The 15,739-nt window shown below is 32.4% G+C and carries 13 protein-coding genes, 1 tRNA gene and 2 pseudogenes; 9 read left to right on the plus strand and 7 right to left on the minus strand.

The genetic code is table 11. The features are described from left to right. The 3 genes from ABZP37_RS14090 to menD all read right to left on the minus strand — a co-directional run bounded on the left by ABZP37_RS14090 (nt 1) and on the right by menD (nt 2,903). Nucleotides 1–519, minus strand: coding sequence for a hypothetical protein (locus tag ABZP37_RS14090; RefSeq protein ID WP_366183743.1), 519 nt, complete (start codon nt 517–519; stop codon nt 1–3). Nucleotides 520–802: 283 nt separating this feature from the next. Next, the gene (locus tag ABZP37_RS14095) at nt 803–1,144 is read right to left on the minus strand and encodes a DUF2853 family protein (RefSeq protein ID WP_366183744.1); all 342 of its coding nucleotides are present in this window, start codon (nt 1,142–1,144) and stop codon (nt 803–805) included. A 97-nt stretch (nt 1,145–1,241) separates the two neighbouring features. Continuing rightward, nucleotides 1,242–2,903: a 2-succinyl-5-enolpyruvyl-6-hydroxy-3-cyclohexene-1-carboxylic-acid synthase gene (gene menD / locus ABZP37_RS14100; protein ID WP_366183745.1), complete on the minus strand. Its 1,662-nt coding sequence runs from the start codon at nt 2,901–2,903 to the stop codon at nt 1,242–1,244. 300 nt (nt 2,904–3,203) lie between these two features. Between menD and ABZP37_RS14105 the strand changes: the two genes are divergently transcribed. After that, nucleotides 3,204–4,148: a tRNA-dihydrouridine synthase family protein gene (locus ABZP37_RS14105; RefSeq protein ID WP_366183746.1), complete on the plus strand. Its 945-nt coding sequence runs from the start codon at nt 3,204–3,206 to the stop codon at nt 4,146–4,148. Between the two features lie 186 nt (nt 4,149–4,334). Here the strand turns inward: ABZP37_RS14105 and ABZP37_RS14110 are convergent, their stop codons facing one another. From ABZP37_RS14110 to ABZP37_RS14125, 4 genes are all read right to left on the minus strand, one after another. Beyond that, entirely contained in the window at nt 4,335–6,548 is a 2,214-nt protein-coding gene (locus ABZP37_RS14110) for a TonB-dependent receptor (RefSeq protein ID WP_366183747.1), read from the minus strand. A 4-nt stretch (nt 6,549–6,552) separates the two neighbouring features. Then, complete coding sequence (locus ABZP37_RS14115; RefSeq protein WP_366183748.1) at nt 6,553–7,848, minus strand: hypothetical protein; 1,296 nt, start codon at nt 7,846–7,848, stop codon at nt 6,553–6,555. Nucleotides 7,849–8,087: 239 nt separating this feature from the next. Continuing rightward, a complete protein-coding gene (locus ABZP37_RS14120; RefSeq protein ID WP_366183749.1) occupies nt 8,088–8,657 on the minus strand; it encodes a DUF4331 family protein in 570 nt (189 codons plus the stop codon). A gap of 73 nt (nt 8,658–8,730) precedes the next feature. Further along, nucleotides 8,731–9,381 (minus strand): DUF4331 family protein, encoded by a 651-nt coding sequence (locus tag ABZP37_RS14125; RefSeq protein ID WP_366183750.1) that lies wholly within the window; start codon nt 9,379–9,381, stop codon nt 8,731–8,733. A 413-nt stretch (nt 9,382–9,794) separates the two neighbouring features. Here ABZP37_RS14125 and ABZP37_RS14130 point away from each other — a divergent pair, with 413 nt between their 5' ends. From ABZP37_RS14130 to ABZP37_RS14165, 8 genes and pseudogenes are all read left to right on the plus strand, one after another. Continuing rightward, the gene (locus ABZP37_RS14130) at nt 9,795–10,325 is read left to right on the plus strand and encodes a sigma-70 family RNA polymerase sigma factor (protein ID WP_366183751.1); all 531 of its coding nucleotides are present in this window, start codon (nt 9,795–9,797) and stop codon (nt 10,323–10,325) included. Continuing rightward, nucleotides 10,325–11,113, plus strand: coding sequence for an anti-sigma factor (locus ABZP37_RS14135; RefSeq protein ID WP_366183752.1), 789 nt, complete (start codon nt 10,325–10,327; stop codon nt 11,111–11,113). Before ABZP37_RS14130 ends, ABZP37_RS14135 begins: the two co-directional genes overlap by 1 nt. 254 nt (nt 11,114–11,367) lie before the next feature. After that, nucleotides 11,368–12,126 (plus strand): DUF4369 domain-containing protein, encoded by a 759-nt coding sequence (locus tag ABZP37_RS14140; protein WP_366183753.1) that lies wholly within the window; start codon nt 11,368–11,370, stop codon nt 12,124–12,126. An 18-nt stretch (nt 12,127–12,144) separates the two neighbouring features. Next, a pseudogene (locus ABZP37_RS14145) lies at nt 12,145–12,534 on the plus strand (TlpA disulfide reductase family protein); the annotation flags it as partial. A 555-nt stretch (nt 12,535–13,089) separates the two neighbouring features. Then, a tRNA-Tyr gene (locus ABZP37_RS14150) sits at nt 13,090–13,171 on the plus strand. 291 nt (nt 13,172–13,462) lie between these two features. Then, a complete protein-coding gene (locus tag ABZP37_RS14155) occupies nt 13,463–14,659 on the plus strand; it encodes a site-specific integrase (protein WP_366183754.1) in 1,197 nt (398 codons plus the stop codon). Next, nucleotides 14,629–15,057: pseudogene (locus ABZP37_RS14160) on the plus strand (DUF2652 domain-containing protein). Before ABZP37_RS14155 ends, ABZP37_RS14160 begins: the two are co-directional and overlap by 31 nt. A 321-nt stretch (nt 15,058–15,378) precedes the next feature. After that, nucleotides 15,379–15,579 (plus strand): hypothetical protein, encoded by a 201-nt coding sequence (locus ABZP37_RS14165; protein ID WP_366183755.1) that lies wholly within the window; start codon nt 15,379–15,381, stop codon nt 15,577–15,579. Nucleotides 15,580–15,739 lie beyond the last annotated feature (160 nt).

The raw sequence follows: 15,739 nt of genomic DNA on the forward strand, positions 1-15,739 counted from the left end.
TTATATTTTATTTAATATTTTTAAGTATCGAAACAACTCGTGAATAAAAACTTTATGATTTTCAGCATTTATACTAATCATCAAATCATTTAGCCTTTTATCTATAGAAGAGAAACCTACTTTAAAATCTGCTTTTGAATGATGTGTTACCAATAACAACAAGGCTTTTTCAACATCATAATAACTTATTAATAAATCAAATTCTTTATTAATAAAATCTTCAACATTTTTATTATTTATTTCCGCATTCCAGTTTAAATTTTTAGGAGTAAAAACAGGATATTCACACTCCTTGTTTTTATTTCCCCTGTTTTTATAAACTAAAACCTGAATATCTTCTTTCAAAATTCCATTAGAAACAATCTGGCTTATTAAATCGATTTTTTCTGAAAAATAATTTTCATCAATCAACAAACCAACTGTCTTTATCTTATTTGAATTCGGAACAGTTCTTTCAGCAAGTAAACTATTTTTTACTTTATTTTTTACTAAAAAACCTTTTAAATAATTCAACAGCATATCTCTTTTCTAATCCACAAAAATAATTAATTATGTCACAATTTGAGTGGCAAATCTAAAAAAGTATAAGTGTGATTTAAAACTTTTTGTTATATAATTAACAATTAGCGACTTAATCACACAACTTATTAAATCTACATTACACTATCAAAACTACGTAGGTATACGATAATACCCAATCAAATTAACCTGTACTCTACAATATTTCAATTCGTTATCATTTATAAAAACATAAAAAAAACGCCCAGAAGGCGTTTTAAATATTTATATAAATCACTTACAATTAATTGTAAATACTTTCTTTTTTAAAGTGAATAGCTAACAGATAATACACTACAGCTCTATATTTATTTGCATTTGAACGACCATATTTTTCAATTACAGTATCAATTCCTGCATCTAATTCCGGACCATCGTTTAAACCTAATTTTTTAATTAAAAAATTATTCTTAACGGTATCTAATTCGGATTGTTGACTTCCTGCTACTGTAGAGGAATCTTTATTATAAATAGACGGACCACAACCAATGGTCACTTTAGTCAATAAATCCATATCCGGAGTTACCCCACATTTGTCTTTTAAATCTGCTGCATACTTCACAATCAATTCTTCTCTTGCACTCATAAAAAATTATTTAAGTTAATAAACTCAAATATAACGAAATGAAAATAAAAAATCAATTATTTACTTACAAAATAATATTTTAACCATTTTATTAAGCTTAAACTAATTCCTTGAAAAACTGAAGTAGTATTTTATCATTATCCAACGTAGGTGTGAAAATCTCTAAGATGGACGGTGTGTCATTTTGTTGAAAAAAAGCAAACAAACTCGTTTCTAAACTTTTTATTTCGTGAGCCACACTATATGTAAACCCATACATTTTAGCTAAATGTTCCGCTGTTAATTGATGTGAAGTTTCAAAAAAAGTATTAAAAACAGGCGTCTCTTGATGTCCAGGAAGAATTCTAAAAATCCCCCCTCCTCCATTATTAATGATAATGATTTTGAAGTCCTTAGAAATATAATTATTCCATAAAGCGTTACTATCGTACAAAAAACTGACATCTCCTGTTATCAAAGTAGTTTGTTTTTTATTGACTAATGCTGCACCTATAGCTGTCGAAGTACTTCCATCAATACCGCTAGTTCCTCGATTGCAAAACACCTCAACAGTTGAGTCAATGGCGATTAATTGCGCATAGCGAATAGCTGAACTATTACTTATTTGTAACTGACTTTCTTTAGGTAAACTTTTAATTACTTTTTCAAAAACGACAAAATCTGAAAATGGTATTTTATTTAAATATTCAGTACTTTTTTGATTTCTCAAAATCGCCACCTGATTCATTTTATCAAAATAACTGCTATTTACCTTTTGCGTAAGCGGTAAGAAACTCTTGAAAAACGAATTGGGTTCTTCCTTAAAATGATGTGTTAAAACTCCAAAGGTGTCATATCCTCTCAAACGATCAATATGCCAATGCTGTTCTGGTTTGTACTTTCGTAAAAAGGCTTTAATTCTTTTAGAAACAATCATTCCGCCAAAACTAACCAGAATATCGGGTTGAAAATTTTGAAAATCAACTTCGGTAAAAGGAGTAATTATGGTATCAATATTAGATATAAAATTGGGATGATGTAAATTGGAAGTTGTCTCTGTCATCACCACAACTGAAGGATCATTCGCTAAGAAATCAATAATTTCTTTATCAATCGTATTCGGATCATTGACACCAACTAGAATTAATTTCTTCTTGGATTTGTTCCAAATCGATGCAGGAATATCTAATTCAGATTTTGAAATAAGCAGAGGCTCTTTCGCGAAAGCGGAAACATTCACAGCAACTGATAAATCGGAAACGGTTTCATACAAAGGCTCTTCAAAAGGCGCGTTGATATGAACCGGCCCTTTTTGATGTAAAGCCGTATCAATTGCTTGGCAGATTTTTAAATCATTTTCGGCAGATGCTTCTTCAAGAAGATTGGCGTTGTAAAGCGAATGATTGGCAAAGACATTTTCTTGTCGAATGGTTTGCCCGTCACCTATATCAATTTTGGATTGTGGTCGGTCTGCAGAAATAACAACAAGCGGAATCTGACTGTAAAAAGCCTCTGAAACCGCGGGATAATAATTCAACAAAGCCGAACCAGAGGTACAAACTACCGCCACGGCTTGCTTTGTTTGTTGCGCTATTCCTAATGCAAAAAAGGCTGCACAACGCTCGTCTGCTATACTATAACAGGTGAAATTTGGATTATTTACAAATCCAATAGTCAAAGGTGCATTACGAGAACCTGGAGAAATAATTATTTGGGTAACTCCTTTGGCCAAACACAACTCAATGATGCTTTGCGCTAAAGGTATTTTTGGGTATGTCATTGTATTCATTTGAAGAAAACAAAGATACTAAGTCGAAAGGTAAAAAAAGTTATGAGTTAGGAATTATTAGTTATGGGTTATGAGTTATGAGTTATGAGTTATGAGTTATGAGTTATGAGTTATGAGTTATGAGTTATGAGTTATTTTTTGGTTTCCAAAAAATAAAGACACAAATAGTCACAAATTTCATTTGTGTAGATTTTTATTTGTGAGAATTTGTGCAATTCGTGGCTAAAAACATTTTTAAAAAAAACTAACTGTCCTAGAAAGAACACTATATTTGCACAACTTAAAAATGCTATGGATTACACGTTATTATCTTCCCCACTACAAGGATTTACCGACTTTAGATTTAGAAACGCTCAAAACAAATTGTTTGGCGGAATTGATACTTTTTACTCACCATACATTCGGTTGAACGGTAAATTGGTTATCAAATCTTCGTATGATCGCGATTTATTGCCTGAAAATAATGTGGGTTTGGAAGTGATTCCGCAAATAATCACCAATGATGCCGACGAATTTTTGTTCGTTGCCAAGTATGTCAAAGAATTAGGGTATAAAGAGCTGAATTGGAACCTTGGTTGTCCCTACCCGATGGTTACCAAAAGCGGAATGGGAAGTGGATTAATTAGCAATACCGAAAAAATCAACCATATTCTAGACAGAGCACATTCTGAAACAGATATTCTTGTTTCTATGAAAATGCGTTTGGGATACGAAACGACTCAGGAGATTATTGATGTAATGCCTATTTTGGACAAATATCCGCTAAAAAATATTGCCATTCACGCTCGTTTAGGCAAGCAATTGTACAAAGGTGGTGTTCATTTGGATGCTTTTCAAAATTGCATTGACACTACCAAACACAAATTGTATTATAACGGCGATATTACATCAGTTGCGAAGTTTCACGAAATGCAAGAACGCTTCCCAACTATAGACCACTGGATGATTGGTAGAGCCTTGATTGCCGACCCTTTTTTGCCGTCAATGATTAAAAATAATACCCACGAATATCCTGACAACAAACTAGAAGTTTTTAAACAATTTCACGATACTTTATACGAAATCTACAGCGAATCGTTATCGGGACAAACCCATATTTTACTAAAGATGTATCACCTATGGGAATATTTTTCGACTACTTTTTCTAATCCGCACAAAGTATTGAAACAGATTAAAAAAGCACAAAGTATAAGAAACTATGAAGCTGCAGTTGTTGAAATTTTCAAAAAAGGATAAAAAAACAAACACAGATTTTAGTGAAAATATCTTTGTGCAAAATTTTTCAGCAACACAGATAGGAGAAATTCAAGAAATCAAAAAGAGAAATAATTAAAAACAATCCTTTTAATCAGTGGCATAAAAATAAAAAGGTCTAGTGCCATACTAAAACACTAGACCTTAAAAACAAACAAAAAAACATCTCTAAAATTTGTAACTAATCTTTCCTTTCAAGTAAAAAGGGGTTCCGGGTGTAAAATGAATTTCTTCTACACTATTGGGTTCATTTTGCAATCTTGTTTCGGTTGCAAATTGTGTTTCATTCCATTCTTTATTAAATAGATTTTCGACAGACAAACCGAAGGTTACATTTTTTACATCATAATTGATATTGCAATCTACAATTCCGTATCCTTTGGCAATGATTGAATTATCTTCGTTGGCAGGTCGGCTTTTTAAGTGTCTGTAATGTATTCCTCCTGAGAAACCATTCCATTTTTGAAAACTCAAACCTCCAGTAGCTGTAAAATCTGGCGCTAGCGGAATGTAATTTTGTCCAGATGGTTCGTCAATACTTCTAGCATAAGTGTAGGTAACATCAGAATCTAAGAACAAATAATCATTCATTTGATAACGAATTCCTAAATCGGCTCCCATACGTTTGGTTTTCCCGCTTGGTTCAATCACACCTGCATCACCTACATACACAAACTCTTGTTGAAGGTATAATGCCCACAAAGCAGCATTTACTAACACTTTGGGTGTTGCTTTGAAAATAGAACCCAAATCAAAACCAATCGATGTTGGCAAAATTTCTTTTCCATTATTTTGCACTACTACCCTAGCATCATTTGAATGAAAACCAAATCCTGTCTTAAAAAAGAACTGCAAACTATTATTTTGGGTATAAATAAAATTCAATTTCGGTGAAACTTTAAATTCCGTTTCTGACTGTGTTCTATAGGTTGCGGCCAATTTATCTTGGTAATTAAATTTGAAATAATCAAAACGAACGGCTGGGTTGATCATCAACTTTCCGTATCTGAATTCGGCATTCCAATAATTAAAACCATTAAACTCTTCAATATCTCCCAACTTAATTGGGTCTATAACCGTTGTTCTACCTTTGGTGTGAGATAATTCGGTATCAATAGTAGCATCTGCTCTAAAACCAGCACCAACTTGTAGTAGCACATTCCAATCGTTGTATTTTAGCTTTTTGTTCCATTCAGAATTCATACCATATATAGAACGATTTTCTTTTTGCTTGATTTGATCGCCGTTTATAGGATCGTCTAAGAAAAATGTAAAATTCGAAAATAATTCAAAATCATATTTAGAATAAAAAACATTGGCTTTTACAAACGTATTTTCATCAATAGATTTCACCAAAGCAACGTTGATATTCGTTCTAGAGGTACTTCCTCCTTCGGTATTATCTACAGCTCCAAATCTAGAAATCGATCCTTGGTCCACCAAACGCTGCGGAATTTGTCCTGACGCATCCCAACGACTTGAAAAATGGGAAGCCGTAAAGATAAATTTGCTATTCTCATCAATCAAGGTCGTGTATTTACCCAACAAATTCACTCTATTAAAATTTTGCGAACTATCAAATGGTCCATCGCTCAAAATATATTCGGTAGCAATATAGGCTGATTGCTTTTTTTGATTTCCTAATAAGTTGAGCATCCCCACCAACCTTTGTGTATTGAATTGCCCCACTTCAAGACTAATTATGCTTTTGTCTAATTTTTCTTTGGTCTGAAAAGCAACATAACCTGCTGTTGCAAAATCACCTTTATCAGCATAGTACGACCCTTTTCCGAAATCAATTTTCTCTACCGTTTCTGGAATCACAAAATGCAAATCGGCATAGCCTTGTCCGTGTGCGTGCGAAACCATATTTACGGGCATTCCGTCTACAGAAATTGATATATCGGTTCCGTGGTCAATATCAAAACCTCTCAAGAAAATTTGTTCGGCTTTTCCACCACCCGCATGTTGACCGATGAATAAACCAGGAACTTTACGCAATATTTCTTGTGACGAATTAACGGGAGCGATTTGCAAATCGATTTTGGAAATCACATTCATAGCAGACAATTTTGGCTGAATAATAATTTCGTTCAATTTGAAAATAGCATCTTCCAATACAATTCTATTTCCATTAGATTGTACCAAATAGTCTGTCTTTTTATAACCGAAAGCTGTAATTTTCAATGTATTTCCGCTTTCTGATTTTTCGATACTAAACATTCCCAACTCATTGGTGTGTGCGTGCGTATTGAATTCTGAATTGACCAAATAAGCATTTTCAATAGGATTACCTAGTTCGTCTACCACTACTCCATTACTTTTTTGAGCAGAAATTGAAAAAGCTATGCACGAAAAAATAAAAGTATATAAAATTTTCATCTGTTTACAATTTTTGAATTTTCGCTTCAAATTCAGGGCCTAATTCATAGATACTGCTTTCCAATTCTTTTTTCAAACCAGGTACTTTTTCCATTTTATTATTGGCTTTGTAAATCATCGCCAAATGATACTGAACATGAGGTTCAAAAGATTTACCAACTACTTTTTCGTTCATTATATGTAATGCCTTTTTAGCATCACCCGTTTTTAAATAAGACCAAGCCAACAAATTATACGAATCTGGTGTAGGACGATGATCTACTTCAACTTTTGCAATTTCTAATGCTTTATTTGCTGTCATCTTATCATCTGCATAAATCAAAGTGTTGTATTTGTTGTACATCGCACCATAATTATGTTGTGCCAACATATCAAAATAAGCTTTTTTATATTTTTTAGATGCTTCTTTATCGCCTTCAAACGAACTGATTTCAGATTTTAGTAATAAAAAATCAGGAGTATTATGGGTGCGTTCAATCGTTTCAATAATACGTTTGGCCTCTTTGGTATTTCTTTCGTGAGAGAAAACGATCCATGCAATTCCTTTCAATGCGTAAGTATAATTTGGGTCAATCGATAAGGTTTTCAAATAACTATCGTAGGATTCCTGTATTCGTCCTGCATGACCATAAAAATCACCCAAGTTGGAGTAAGACCAAATTTTCAATGTTTTATTATCCTCCTTTTCTGCAATTGTTCTGGCTTTTTCCATAAAAGTAATGGCGGTATCCAAATCTCCTTTGTGGTCATTCCATTTTGCCAATCGAATAAGGTAATCGTAGTCTTTCATATCCTTTATAGCTTCCAAATTGGCAAGAGCTGCGTCATAATTCCCCAATTCCATTTGAATATCAAACAATAATTTTTGAGATTCAGCTTTTCCTTCGCCAATAACCAACGCTTTTTCTGCCAAGGTCAATGCTTCTTTAAATCGATGTTGCGCAATAAAGTTTCTGGCAAGAGAACGCAAAGTTCCTACTTTGGCATAATTTCTAACTTCGTTTGACTTCGTTAATAAGTCGTCCGCTTTATACAAATCTTTAATATCGCCAGTATATTGAAATAAGGTCGAATAATTGGAAGCAATAATTCCCAAATATGAATTTTGAACTGGATCTGCTTGGTATTTTGCCTCCCAAAATTTAATTTCTTCCAAAGTAAAACCCATACCTTTATTTTCTTTTATTTCTAAAAAGGCATTATAATCTTTAGGATTTGTAATTTGTTTGTTTGTTTGATCGCAGGATACAAGAAGCAAAATAGCTGCCGTAATTCCTACTATTTTTTTTAGAGTTTTCATAATTTTAGTATGTATGAAATTGTTTGTTTTTTATTCTGTAGGTAAAAAAAAACAGAGTGCTCTATACTATTGGCAAACACTCTGTTATTTTCTTTGTAACGATTCCGTTTCTATAAGCCTCTAAGTTCCTCAGTTTTATTTTATTTAATCGATAGAAAATTATTAGATGGTACTATCATTTATAATCCTCATCATAAATCTTAGGAACTTAGTAGCTCAGAAACTTTCGATTAATTAAACTACCAAGCAGTAGCCAAATAAGGGAATGAAACCGTAAAGTCTTTGTCGTTTTTGTTTACATTATCCTTAATTAATCCAGGATTTGAAGTTCCTCCCGAACCACCAAAGATTAACAATAACTCCGTATCAATAACATCATCACCCAAGGCTCTACCAGTTAGAACCGTTGCTGGTGAAGTTGTCCCATCAAAGAAAGTTGTTTTTCCAGAAGTTTTCACATTAAGAACATCTGTTGCCAAAACCGAAGTGAATACATCTGCTGTATGCCCCAAAGCGTTTGTAGTATATGCTCCATTCAAAGCCAATAATCTTGTTTTGAAAATTGGTTGGTAAATTGCTCCCATCGCAGACGGAATTGTTCCGTTAAAATCATCTTTTGGCTGACCCGATGCCACAAAAACTGTATTTATCGCTGGTCGTCCCATTTGATCTTGCTGTGTATAAGTTCCAGAAAAATCTGCAGATGCCATTGCATTATCATTATTATTATCGTTGTTATCACAACTTACCGCTCCTATTGCACTTACTAGCACAACTGTCATCAATTTTATATTGTTTAGTGTTCTCATAATATCTTATTTTTTGATTGTTTTTAGAATCTAATTTTTTAGAAATCTTGTTTTACTTTAATTAACTTACCTCTTATTGTTTTTTCTTAGTCTCTACCCAAGTACTCAAACTTGCAGCGGTTCCTAATTTAGTTTTTGGTACTTCAACTACTATAGAAAGAACATTACTTCCTGCAAACGTATCAACACCAGTTGCTCTAAAACCTGATTCTTTTTTATCAAGAATATCTTGGTAACGACCTAAATCAAAGAAAAATGGATCATCTCTTGGTCCTGCAAAAAATTTCATTCCGTTCTCGTTAGAGATAATTGCACTAGCGCCATATTTTGAAATCTCTACGCTTCCAGATGCTTTACTCACATCAATTGTACTCGTTTTACCAGTTGTAGATGGTGCATAAGGTCCAAAGAAATACATTTTACTCCCTTTTCGAATCGCTTGAATCACCAAGTCTTCTTTGTTGTCATCAGTATTGTCGATATTTACTTCGATTAACATGTTTTCACTAAAACTTGCTGCTGCAGTAGCATTTGGAGTTAAAAGCCCTTGCGTATTTACCGCAAACACCATATTATTGGTGTCTTGTCCCTGAAAGGCATAAAAATCTGTAATATCTGCTGCGTTTCCTGTTACAGCTGGCGCATCAATATGATCGGCTGCTACCAACGTTAAACCCGCAATCGCTACTAGCGACATTCCTAAAATCATTTTTGACTTTTTCATTGTGTAAATTTTTAATGGTTATAATAGGATTTACGAGAGAGCTCTCGATATGGTTTTAAAAAAATTGAAAAAAAATAAAAATATTTATCAAATAACTGATTATCAATTGTTTAAAATATAATTATTTTATATTTATATTTATATTTGGGCGTGCCCCGCCAAAAAAAGCGGGTCAGGCTCTTCGCTACAATCTTTTTTGGGGCAGAAAAAGCCCCAAAAAAGGATTTTCACTACAATCCTTCACGCAAACCCGTCTACGTAAATCAATTTCTATAATCAAGGAACCATTAGAACACACAAATAGAAGACACCTATATATAAAAACTAATTTTTATTTGTATTTGATTTTTTGTTAAAAAAATTAAAATCTTAATTAGTTTCCATAAGTTTGTAATTGAAAAAATAAAATAATTATGACCCAAGAAGAGTTATTAGTTTTAATTTATAAAAAAGACGACAAGGCTTTTACCTATCTATATGATATGTATTCCAAAAGTTTATTTTCTGTTATAAATGTACTTGTAAGAAATACCGAAGAAGCCGAAGATGTCTTGCAAGACGTATTTGTTAAGATTTGGAAAAACATGGATTCTTATAATGAAAGCAAAGGAAGATTTTATACCTGGATCCTTAATATTGCTAGAAATACTTCCATAGATAAATTGCGTTCTAAAAACTTTAACAACAGTCAAAAAAACCTTTCCTCTGATAATTTCGTAAATCTATTAGAAGACAGTACCAGATTGACAAACAAAGTGGACACTATAGGTCTCAATGAATTTGTAAAAAGGTTAAAACCAAAATGCATACAAATAATAGATTTATTATTCTTTAAAGGATATACCCAACAGGAAGCTGCTGAAGAGTTAGAAATCCCTTTAGGAACGGTGAAAACCCACAATAGGAATTGTATAAATGATTTAAGAACCTATTTGAAAGTATAATGGAAAATAAAGAATATATAGAATCAGGAATATTAGAACTTTATGTTTATGGCTTACTTAGTGAAGCTGAAAACGTTGAGATAACTAATAGAGCTAATAATGACCCCGAGATAAATGCAGAAATTATAGCTATTGAGCAATCTATTGTCTCCTTATCTTCTAGTTTCTCTCCTTTTAATTCGGTGAGTAATTATGATAAAATAAAGAATGAATTGGGATTAAGGGAGGAACCAAAAGTAGTGCAATTAGAGCCAAAAAGGTCTATTTCACCTTATATTGGTTGGGCCGCAGCCATACTATTATTAATAGGTATTGGTTTTCAATACAGTCAGCTTTCTAGCTCCAATGATCAAGTGGTAAATGCAATAACTGAAAAAGGAAAAATAGAACAAGAACTCAATACTTTGACTTTGGAAAACAAAGCCATAGAATCAAGTTTGGCAATCATTAGAGACACAAACAATACAGTTGTAGCTCTTGGTGGTCAAGCGGTATCACCAGAATCCTTTGCTAAAATTTATTGGAACAAAGACTCTCAAAAAGTATATGTAGATGCTTCGGGATTACCAGAACCGCCAAAAGGAATGGTATATCAAGTATGGTCCTTAAAATTAAGTCCATTAACTCCTACAAGTATCGGTTTATTGGATAATTTTGTAGCTAACAATCAACGTATTTTTGCTGTTGACGCAACTGCTGACGCTGAAGCTTTTGGTATCACATTAGAACCATCGGGAGGAAGTTTAAGCCCTACAATGGAACAATTATATACTTTAGGTAAGGTATAAATATCTATTACAGTATATCAAACGGGGTTCAACTATCAATTTAGTTGAGCCCCGTTTTAATTTAAGCTTATTAATAATTGATATTTGTCTTAAAAAAACAATCTTTTATTAACAAAAAGTTACCCTTTCAGCAAAAAAAGCAACTTAATGTTAAAATTAAAAAACTATAACAAAATTTTAGCCATTTAAATTAAGTGACTTCTATATTTTTATAATACTTTTGTTCGCTTAACATATTAACCAATTTAATTGTAATGAAAAAAATATTTTTTTTACTATCTGCTTCTCTTTTATTATTTTCATGTAACAAAGACAAGTACACCGTTTCTGGAACTATAGAAGGAATTGAAAACGGAAAAACAATCATCCTTGAAACACAAGACGAAAGTGGAATGGGATTAAAATCTATTGATACTGTAAAAGTTGAAAATGGTAAATTCGTATTTGAAGGTAAAGCTTTAGAGCCAGCTTTCCACACTTTACAAATTGAAGGAATACAAGGTAAAGTTCCATTTATACTAGAAAATGGTGACATTAAAATTACTATCAATAAGGATAGTATTCAAAATGCTAAAGTAACAGGATCATACAACAATGATGAGTATGTTAAATTCAATGAAGAGATAAAAGTAATCCAAAAGAAATTAATGGATTTCCAAACTCAGAATATGGAAAAAATGAATGCTGCTCAACAAACAAAAGATACTGTTGTTATCAATGGTTTGATGCAAGAATTTTCAAAACTTCAAGAAGAAGTTGGAAACAATTCAAAAGCTAAATATGTTGGATATGCTGAAACTCATCCAAAATCACTTATTAGTGCGTTAATCATCCAAGGAATGTTAAACGATCCAAGTGCTGATGTTAAAAAAGCAGAAGGAATCTACAACGGATTTGAAGATGCATTAAAAAACACAAAACCAGGTAAAGCAATCAAAACTAAACTTGGCGAAATGAAAAATCCAGCTGTAGGAGCAGTTCCTCCATCAGCAGGATCTCCTGAAGGTAAATGAAGTACAGATTTTTCTGCGCCTAATCCAGAGGGAAAAGTAATCTCACTGAAAGAAAGCTTAGGAAAAGTTACAATCGTTGATTTTTGGGCTTCATGGTGTGGCCCATGCCGACAAGAAAATCCAAATGTAGTAGCCATTTATAACGAACTACATTCAAAAGGTCTTAACATTATTGGAGTCTCTTTAGATAAAGACAAAGCCAAATGGAAAGAAGCTATTGCAAAGGACAAATTAACTTGGACGCATGTTTCCAATTTAAAATTTTGGGATGAACCAATAGCAAGACAATATAAGGTTGAATCCATACCAGCAACTTTCATTCTCGATGCTTCGGGAACTATCGTAGCAAAAGATTTAAGAGGAGACGCACTAAGAGCTAAAATCATTGAACTTTTAGATAAAAAATAGTCTACCTTATCATAAAACAAAAAAAATCTCCCTAGTGGAGATTTTTTTTTGCTTTATTGTCCCGTCCAGAAAAAGAAAGGTTAGATAAATGGCACTTAATAATATCACTAAGAATATTCAAAAGCGCATCCCTACAGCCAACAACAAAGACCATGATTATAAGCGCCATCTTAAAGCTATTTACCTTCGCTTTAAAGCAGAAAGAAGAGCAGTAATTACAAAGTTATACCTTACCAAAAGATCGCTTCATTTTCTAATGAAAATAATTCTCAGCAACCAATTCCTGGCTGATAACAGATATGAAACAAATCACTTTTTAAATATTTTTTTGAGATGCGACTAGTAGAGAACAGTTGAACTTTCAGCTAATTATACGTAAGTCTTTTCCTGTTTTAAAAAATAATTCCAATTGCGGCGTTTATTATTTTATTCAATACCAACAGTTTAAAAAAACATTGAAAAAAGCAGTAAAATTAAGCTTAATTTTGTTTGTAGAAACCAAAACTGTTCTTATATTTGCAACCGCTTAGCAATAGGCAAACAGACAATGGTCACGGGGAGATACTCAAGCGGCCAACGAGGGCAGACTGTAAATCTGCTGACTACGTCTTCGTAGGTTCGAATCCTACTCTCCCCACTATAAGGGATTAAGATAGAAAAATAAAAGCTTTTCAATCTTTTCAAAAGTCCTCAAAAATAGTGTTAAGCCTGCAAATCCAGCGATTTGCAGGCTTTTTTTGTTTTCTGTACCTAGTCAAAATTTATAAAAGCGCTCAAAGTTTCTGTGGCAGAATCGTGGCACATTTGCATTTTTTTAAATGTGCCACAGAATATCATATAAAACCCCATTAACACAGGGGTTAACGTACTTAACGACTTGATTTTTTGGACTTATAATTCTACATTTATTAACCCTAAAAGTTGAATTATGTTAGAAAGCAGTTTTGGGCTGGTTTTCTTTTTGAAAATCCCCCGCAATGAAAGTAAAATTAGAACTATCTACCTTCGAATCACCGTAGACGGAATTCCAAAAGAAACATCTACAAAACGGAAATGGGATATCTCTCGTTGGGATCAAAAATTAGAAAGAGCAACTGGTTCGAAAGAAGATGCCAAATCTATTAACTTTTTCTTGGATTCTCTTATTCTTAAAATTAATCAATATAAGACTGAGAATATGTATAGCGGTAAGCTTATAACTGCTCAAAAAGTTATGGATTACATCCTGGGTAAAAATACAACCAAAGCTAAAGTGCTTGAAGAATTCCAAAAACATAACGATGAAATGACTGCCCTATTGGGTAAAGGATACGCAAAAGGAACTCTAGATCGTTTCACTATTACTATTAATCATTTAAGAGCTTTTATTCGACTTAAATTTAATGCCGAGGATCTCGAGTTTTCTGAATTGAATCTCGAGTTTATAAAGGATTTTGAATTCTACTTACGGTCTGTTCGTAATTGCAGTAATAATACGACTTTAAAATATATCGCTAACTTTAAAAAGATTGTACTACGTGCTATTGATCATGAAGTCATTTTAAAAGACCCGTTTAAGAACTTTAAAGGTAAAAAATCAAAAATTATTAAAAAACCTCTTTCTACCCAAGAATTATATGAGTTAGAGAGACACTATTTCAGTACTGATCGACTCAATGTAGTCAGAGACGTTTTCGTTTTTCAATGCTACACAGGACTTGCATATATCGATGTGTATCAATTAAAAAAAACTGATATTAAAGTGGGTATAGATAAACAATCATGGATCATGTCTGAAAGACAAAAAACAGGCACTTCAACTAATGTGCCTCTCCTACCTCAAGCGCTTAAAATAATCGAAAAGTATAAAGATCATCCGCTTTGTTTGCAACGTGGCACTGTATTGCCTGTAGCCTCAAATCAAAAAATGAATGAATATTTGAAGGAGATTGCAATGCTGTGTGCTTTTCCTTTTACTCTGAATACTCATATGGCTCGCAGGACCTTTGGAAGTACCGTTACGCTACAAAATAATGTCCCAATCAATGTTGTGAAAGAAATGCTTGGACATTCCTGGATATTCAGGAGCACAGTACACATATTGTATTGGAATTATTGGAAATTTTACTGGATGCCAATTCATTAGATTTAAAATTAGCTGAAATTGAAGGAGATACCTTGTTTATGTACACAACAAAATCATTAGTATTTCAAGAAATTTTAGACCAAACGGAACAGATGATGACTGCGTTTCATACTCATACTAAAATGTACGAAAGTAAACGAATATGTAATTGTGGATCGTGTAGAACAACAAATAATTTGTAGTTAAAATTTGTAGTCCATTGTGGTAATTTAAATTTTATAAAGGTCAAAGATATTATAAAACCTTATGGCAAGGATGTTATCAAAACACATCGCTTATTAAAAAATAAAATCCCTTTACAAGAGTATTTATTAATTACAAATTCTGTTTATCACTTATTCGAAAAAGAATTAGACAGTACCTGGGAAAAAAAATCTCAAATACATGACTTACAGTAAGTTAATTACTTTTATAAAAACTTAACTTATATAGAAAAAGAACTCAAAATAGAACAAAGTGAGTTAGAAGAAGAAAAAGCACCAAAATACAGCATTCAAAAAACAATTGATACCACTATCGATGATGTTTACAAATTAGTTAGCGAATTAAAGTACAGACATTTATGGGACAACGATGTGAGACGAATTGACTTTGATGAAAATAAAATTAACTGAGTTGGTACACAGCACAATTGTGTCTTGCAATTTGGTAATTTGAATTTTGAAACTATTTCCAATAAATCAAAAAATAGCTAGATTTATGGAGAAAAAACGAAAGAAATGATGTTTGCCAAAAATTATCAATATTTAATTCGCCTTAATAAAGTAACAGATAACATCACTAATTTAACCTTGGATTTATATTTAGACTTTACATCCCTAGGAAGTTTTATGAAAGTCAATATTTTAAAAACATTAATAAAAAATTGGAATAAAAAGCTTGATAAACTCAATTTATTATCCATAAACCAAACCATTTAAAAGTAAAACAAATTATATAAACAATTCAAAAACAGAACATTAGATATTAAATTTCCAGTATTATAAGATCAATTATTACCCTTATTTATCACTGTTATATTAGACAAATCTCCTAATCCTAATTTAGGAATTTAAGAAATCAAACAGAGAAACAACCCTC

It is taken from the genome of Flavobacterium ovatum (assembly GCF_040703125.1).
Taxonomy (GTDB): Bacteria; Bacteroidota; Bacteroidia; order Flavobacteriales; family Flavobacteriaceae; genus Flavobacterium; species Flavobacterium ovatum.

Excerpts from the sequence above, each read along its gene's own strand:
- ABZP37_RS14090 (WP_366183743.1), bottom strand. The coding sequence starts at position 519 with ATGCTGTTGAATTATTTAAAAGGTTTTTTAGTAAAAAATAAAGTAAAA.
- ABZP37_RS14095 (WP_366183744.1), bottom strand. The coding sequence starts at position 1,144 with ATGAGTGCAAGAGAAGAATTGATTGTGAAGTATGCAGCAGATTTAAAA.
- menD (WP_366183745.1), bottom strand. The coding sequence starts at position 2,903 with ATGACATACCCAAAAATACCTTTAGCGCAAAGCATCATTGAGTTGTGT.
- ABZP37_RS14105 (WP_366183746.1), top strand. The coding sequence starts at position 3,204 with ATGGATTACACGTTATTATCTTCCCCACTACAAGGATTTACCGACTTT.
- ABZP37_RS14110 (WP_366183747.1), bottom strand. The coding sequence starts at position 6,548 with ATGAAAATTTTATATACTTTTATTTTTTCGTGCATAGCTTTTTCAATT.
- ABZP37_RS14115 (WP_366183748.1), bottom strand. The coding sequence starts at position 7,848 with ATGAAAACTCTAAAAAAAATAGTAGGAATTACGGCAGCTATTTTGCTT.
- ABZP37_RS14120 (WP_366183749.1), bottom strand. The coding sequence starts at position 8,657 with ATGAGAACACTAAACAATATAAAATTGATGACAGTTGTGCTAGTAAGT.
- ABZP37_RS14125 (WP_366183750.1), bottom strand. The coding sequence starts at position 9,381 with ATGAAAAAGTCAAAAATGATTTTAGGAATGTCGCTAGTAGCGATTGCG.
- ABZP37_RS14130 (WP_366183751.1), top strand. The coding sequence starts at position 9,795 with ATGACCCAAGAAGAGTTATTAGTTTTAATTTATAAAAAAGACGACAAG.
- ABZP37_RS14135 (WP_366183752.1), top strand. The coding sequence starts at position 10,325 with ATGGAAAATAAAGAATATATAGAATCAGGAATATTAGAACTTTATGTT.
- ABZP37_RS14140 (WP_366183753.1), top strand. The coding sequence starts at position 11,368 with ATGAAAAAAATATTTTTTTTACTATCTGCTTCTCTTTTATTATTTTCA.
- ABZP37_RS14155 (WP_366183754.1), top strand. The coding sequence starts at position 13,463 with ATGTTAGAAAGCAGTTTTGGGCTGGTTTTCTTTTTGAAAATCCCCCGC.
- ABZP37_RS14165 (WP_366183755.1), top strand. The coding sequence starts at position 15,379 with ATGATGTTTGCCAAAAATTATCAATATTTAATTCGCCTTAATAAAGTA.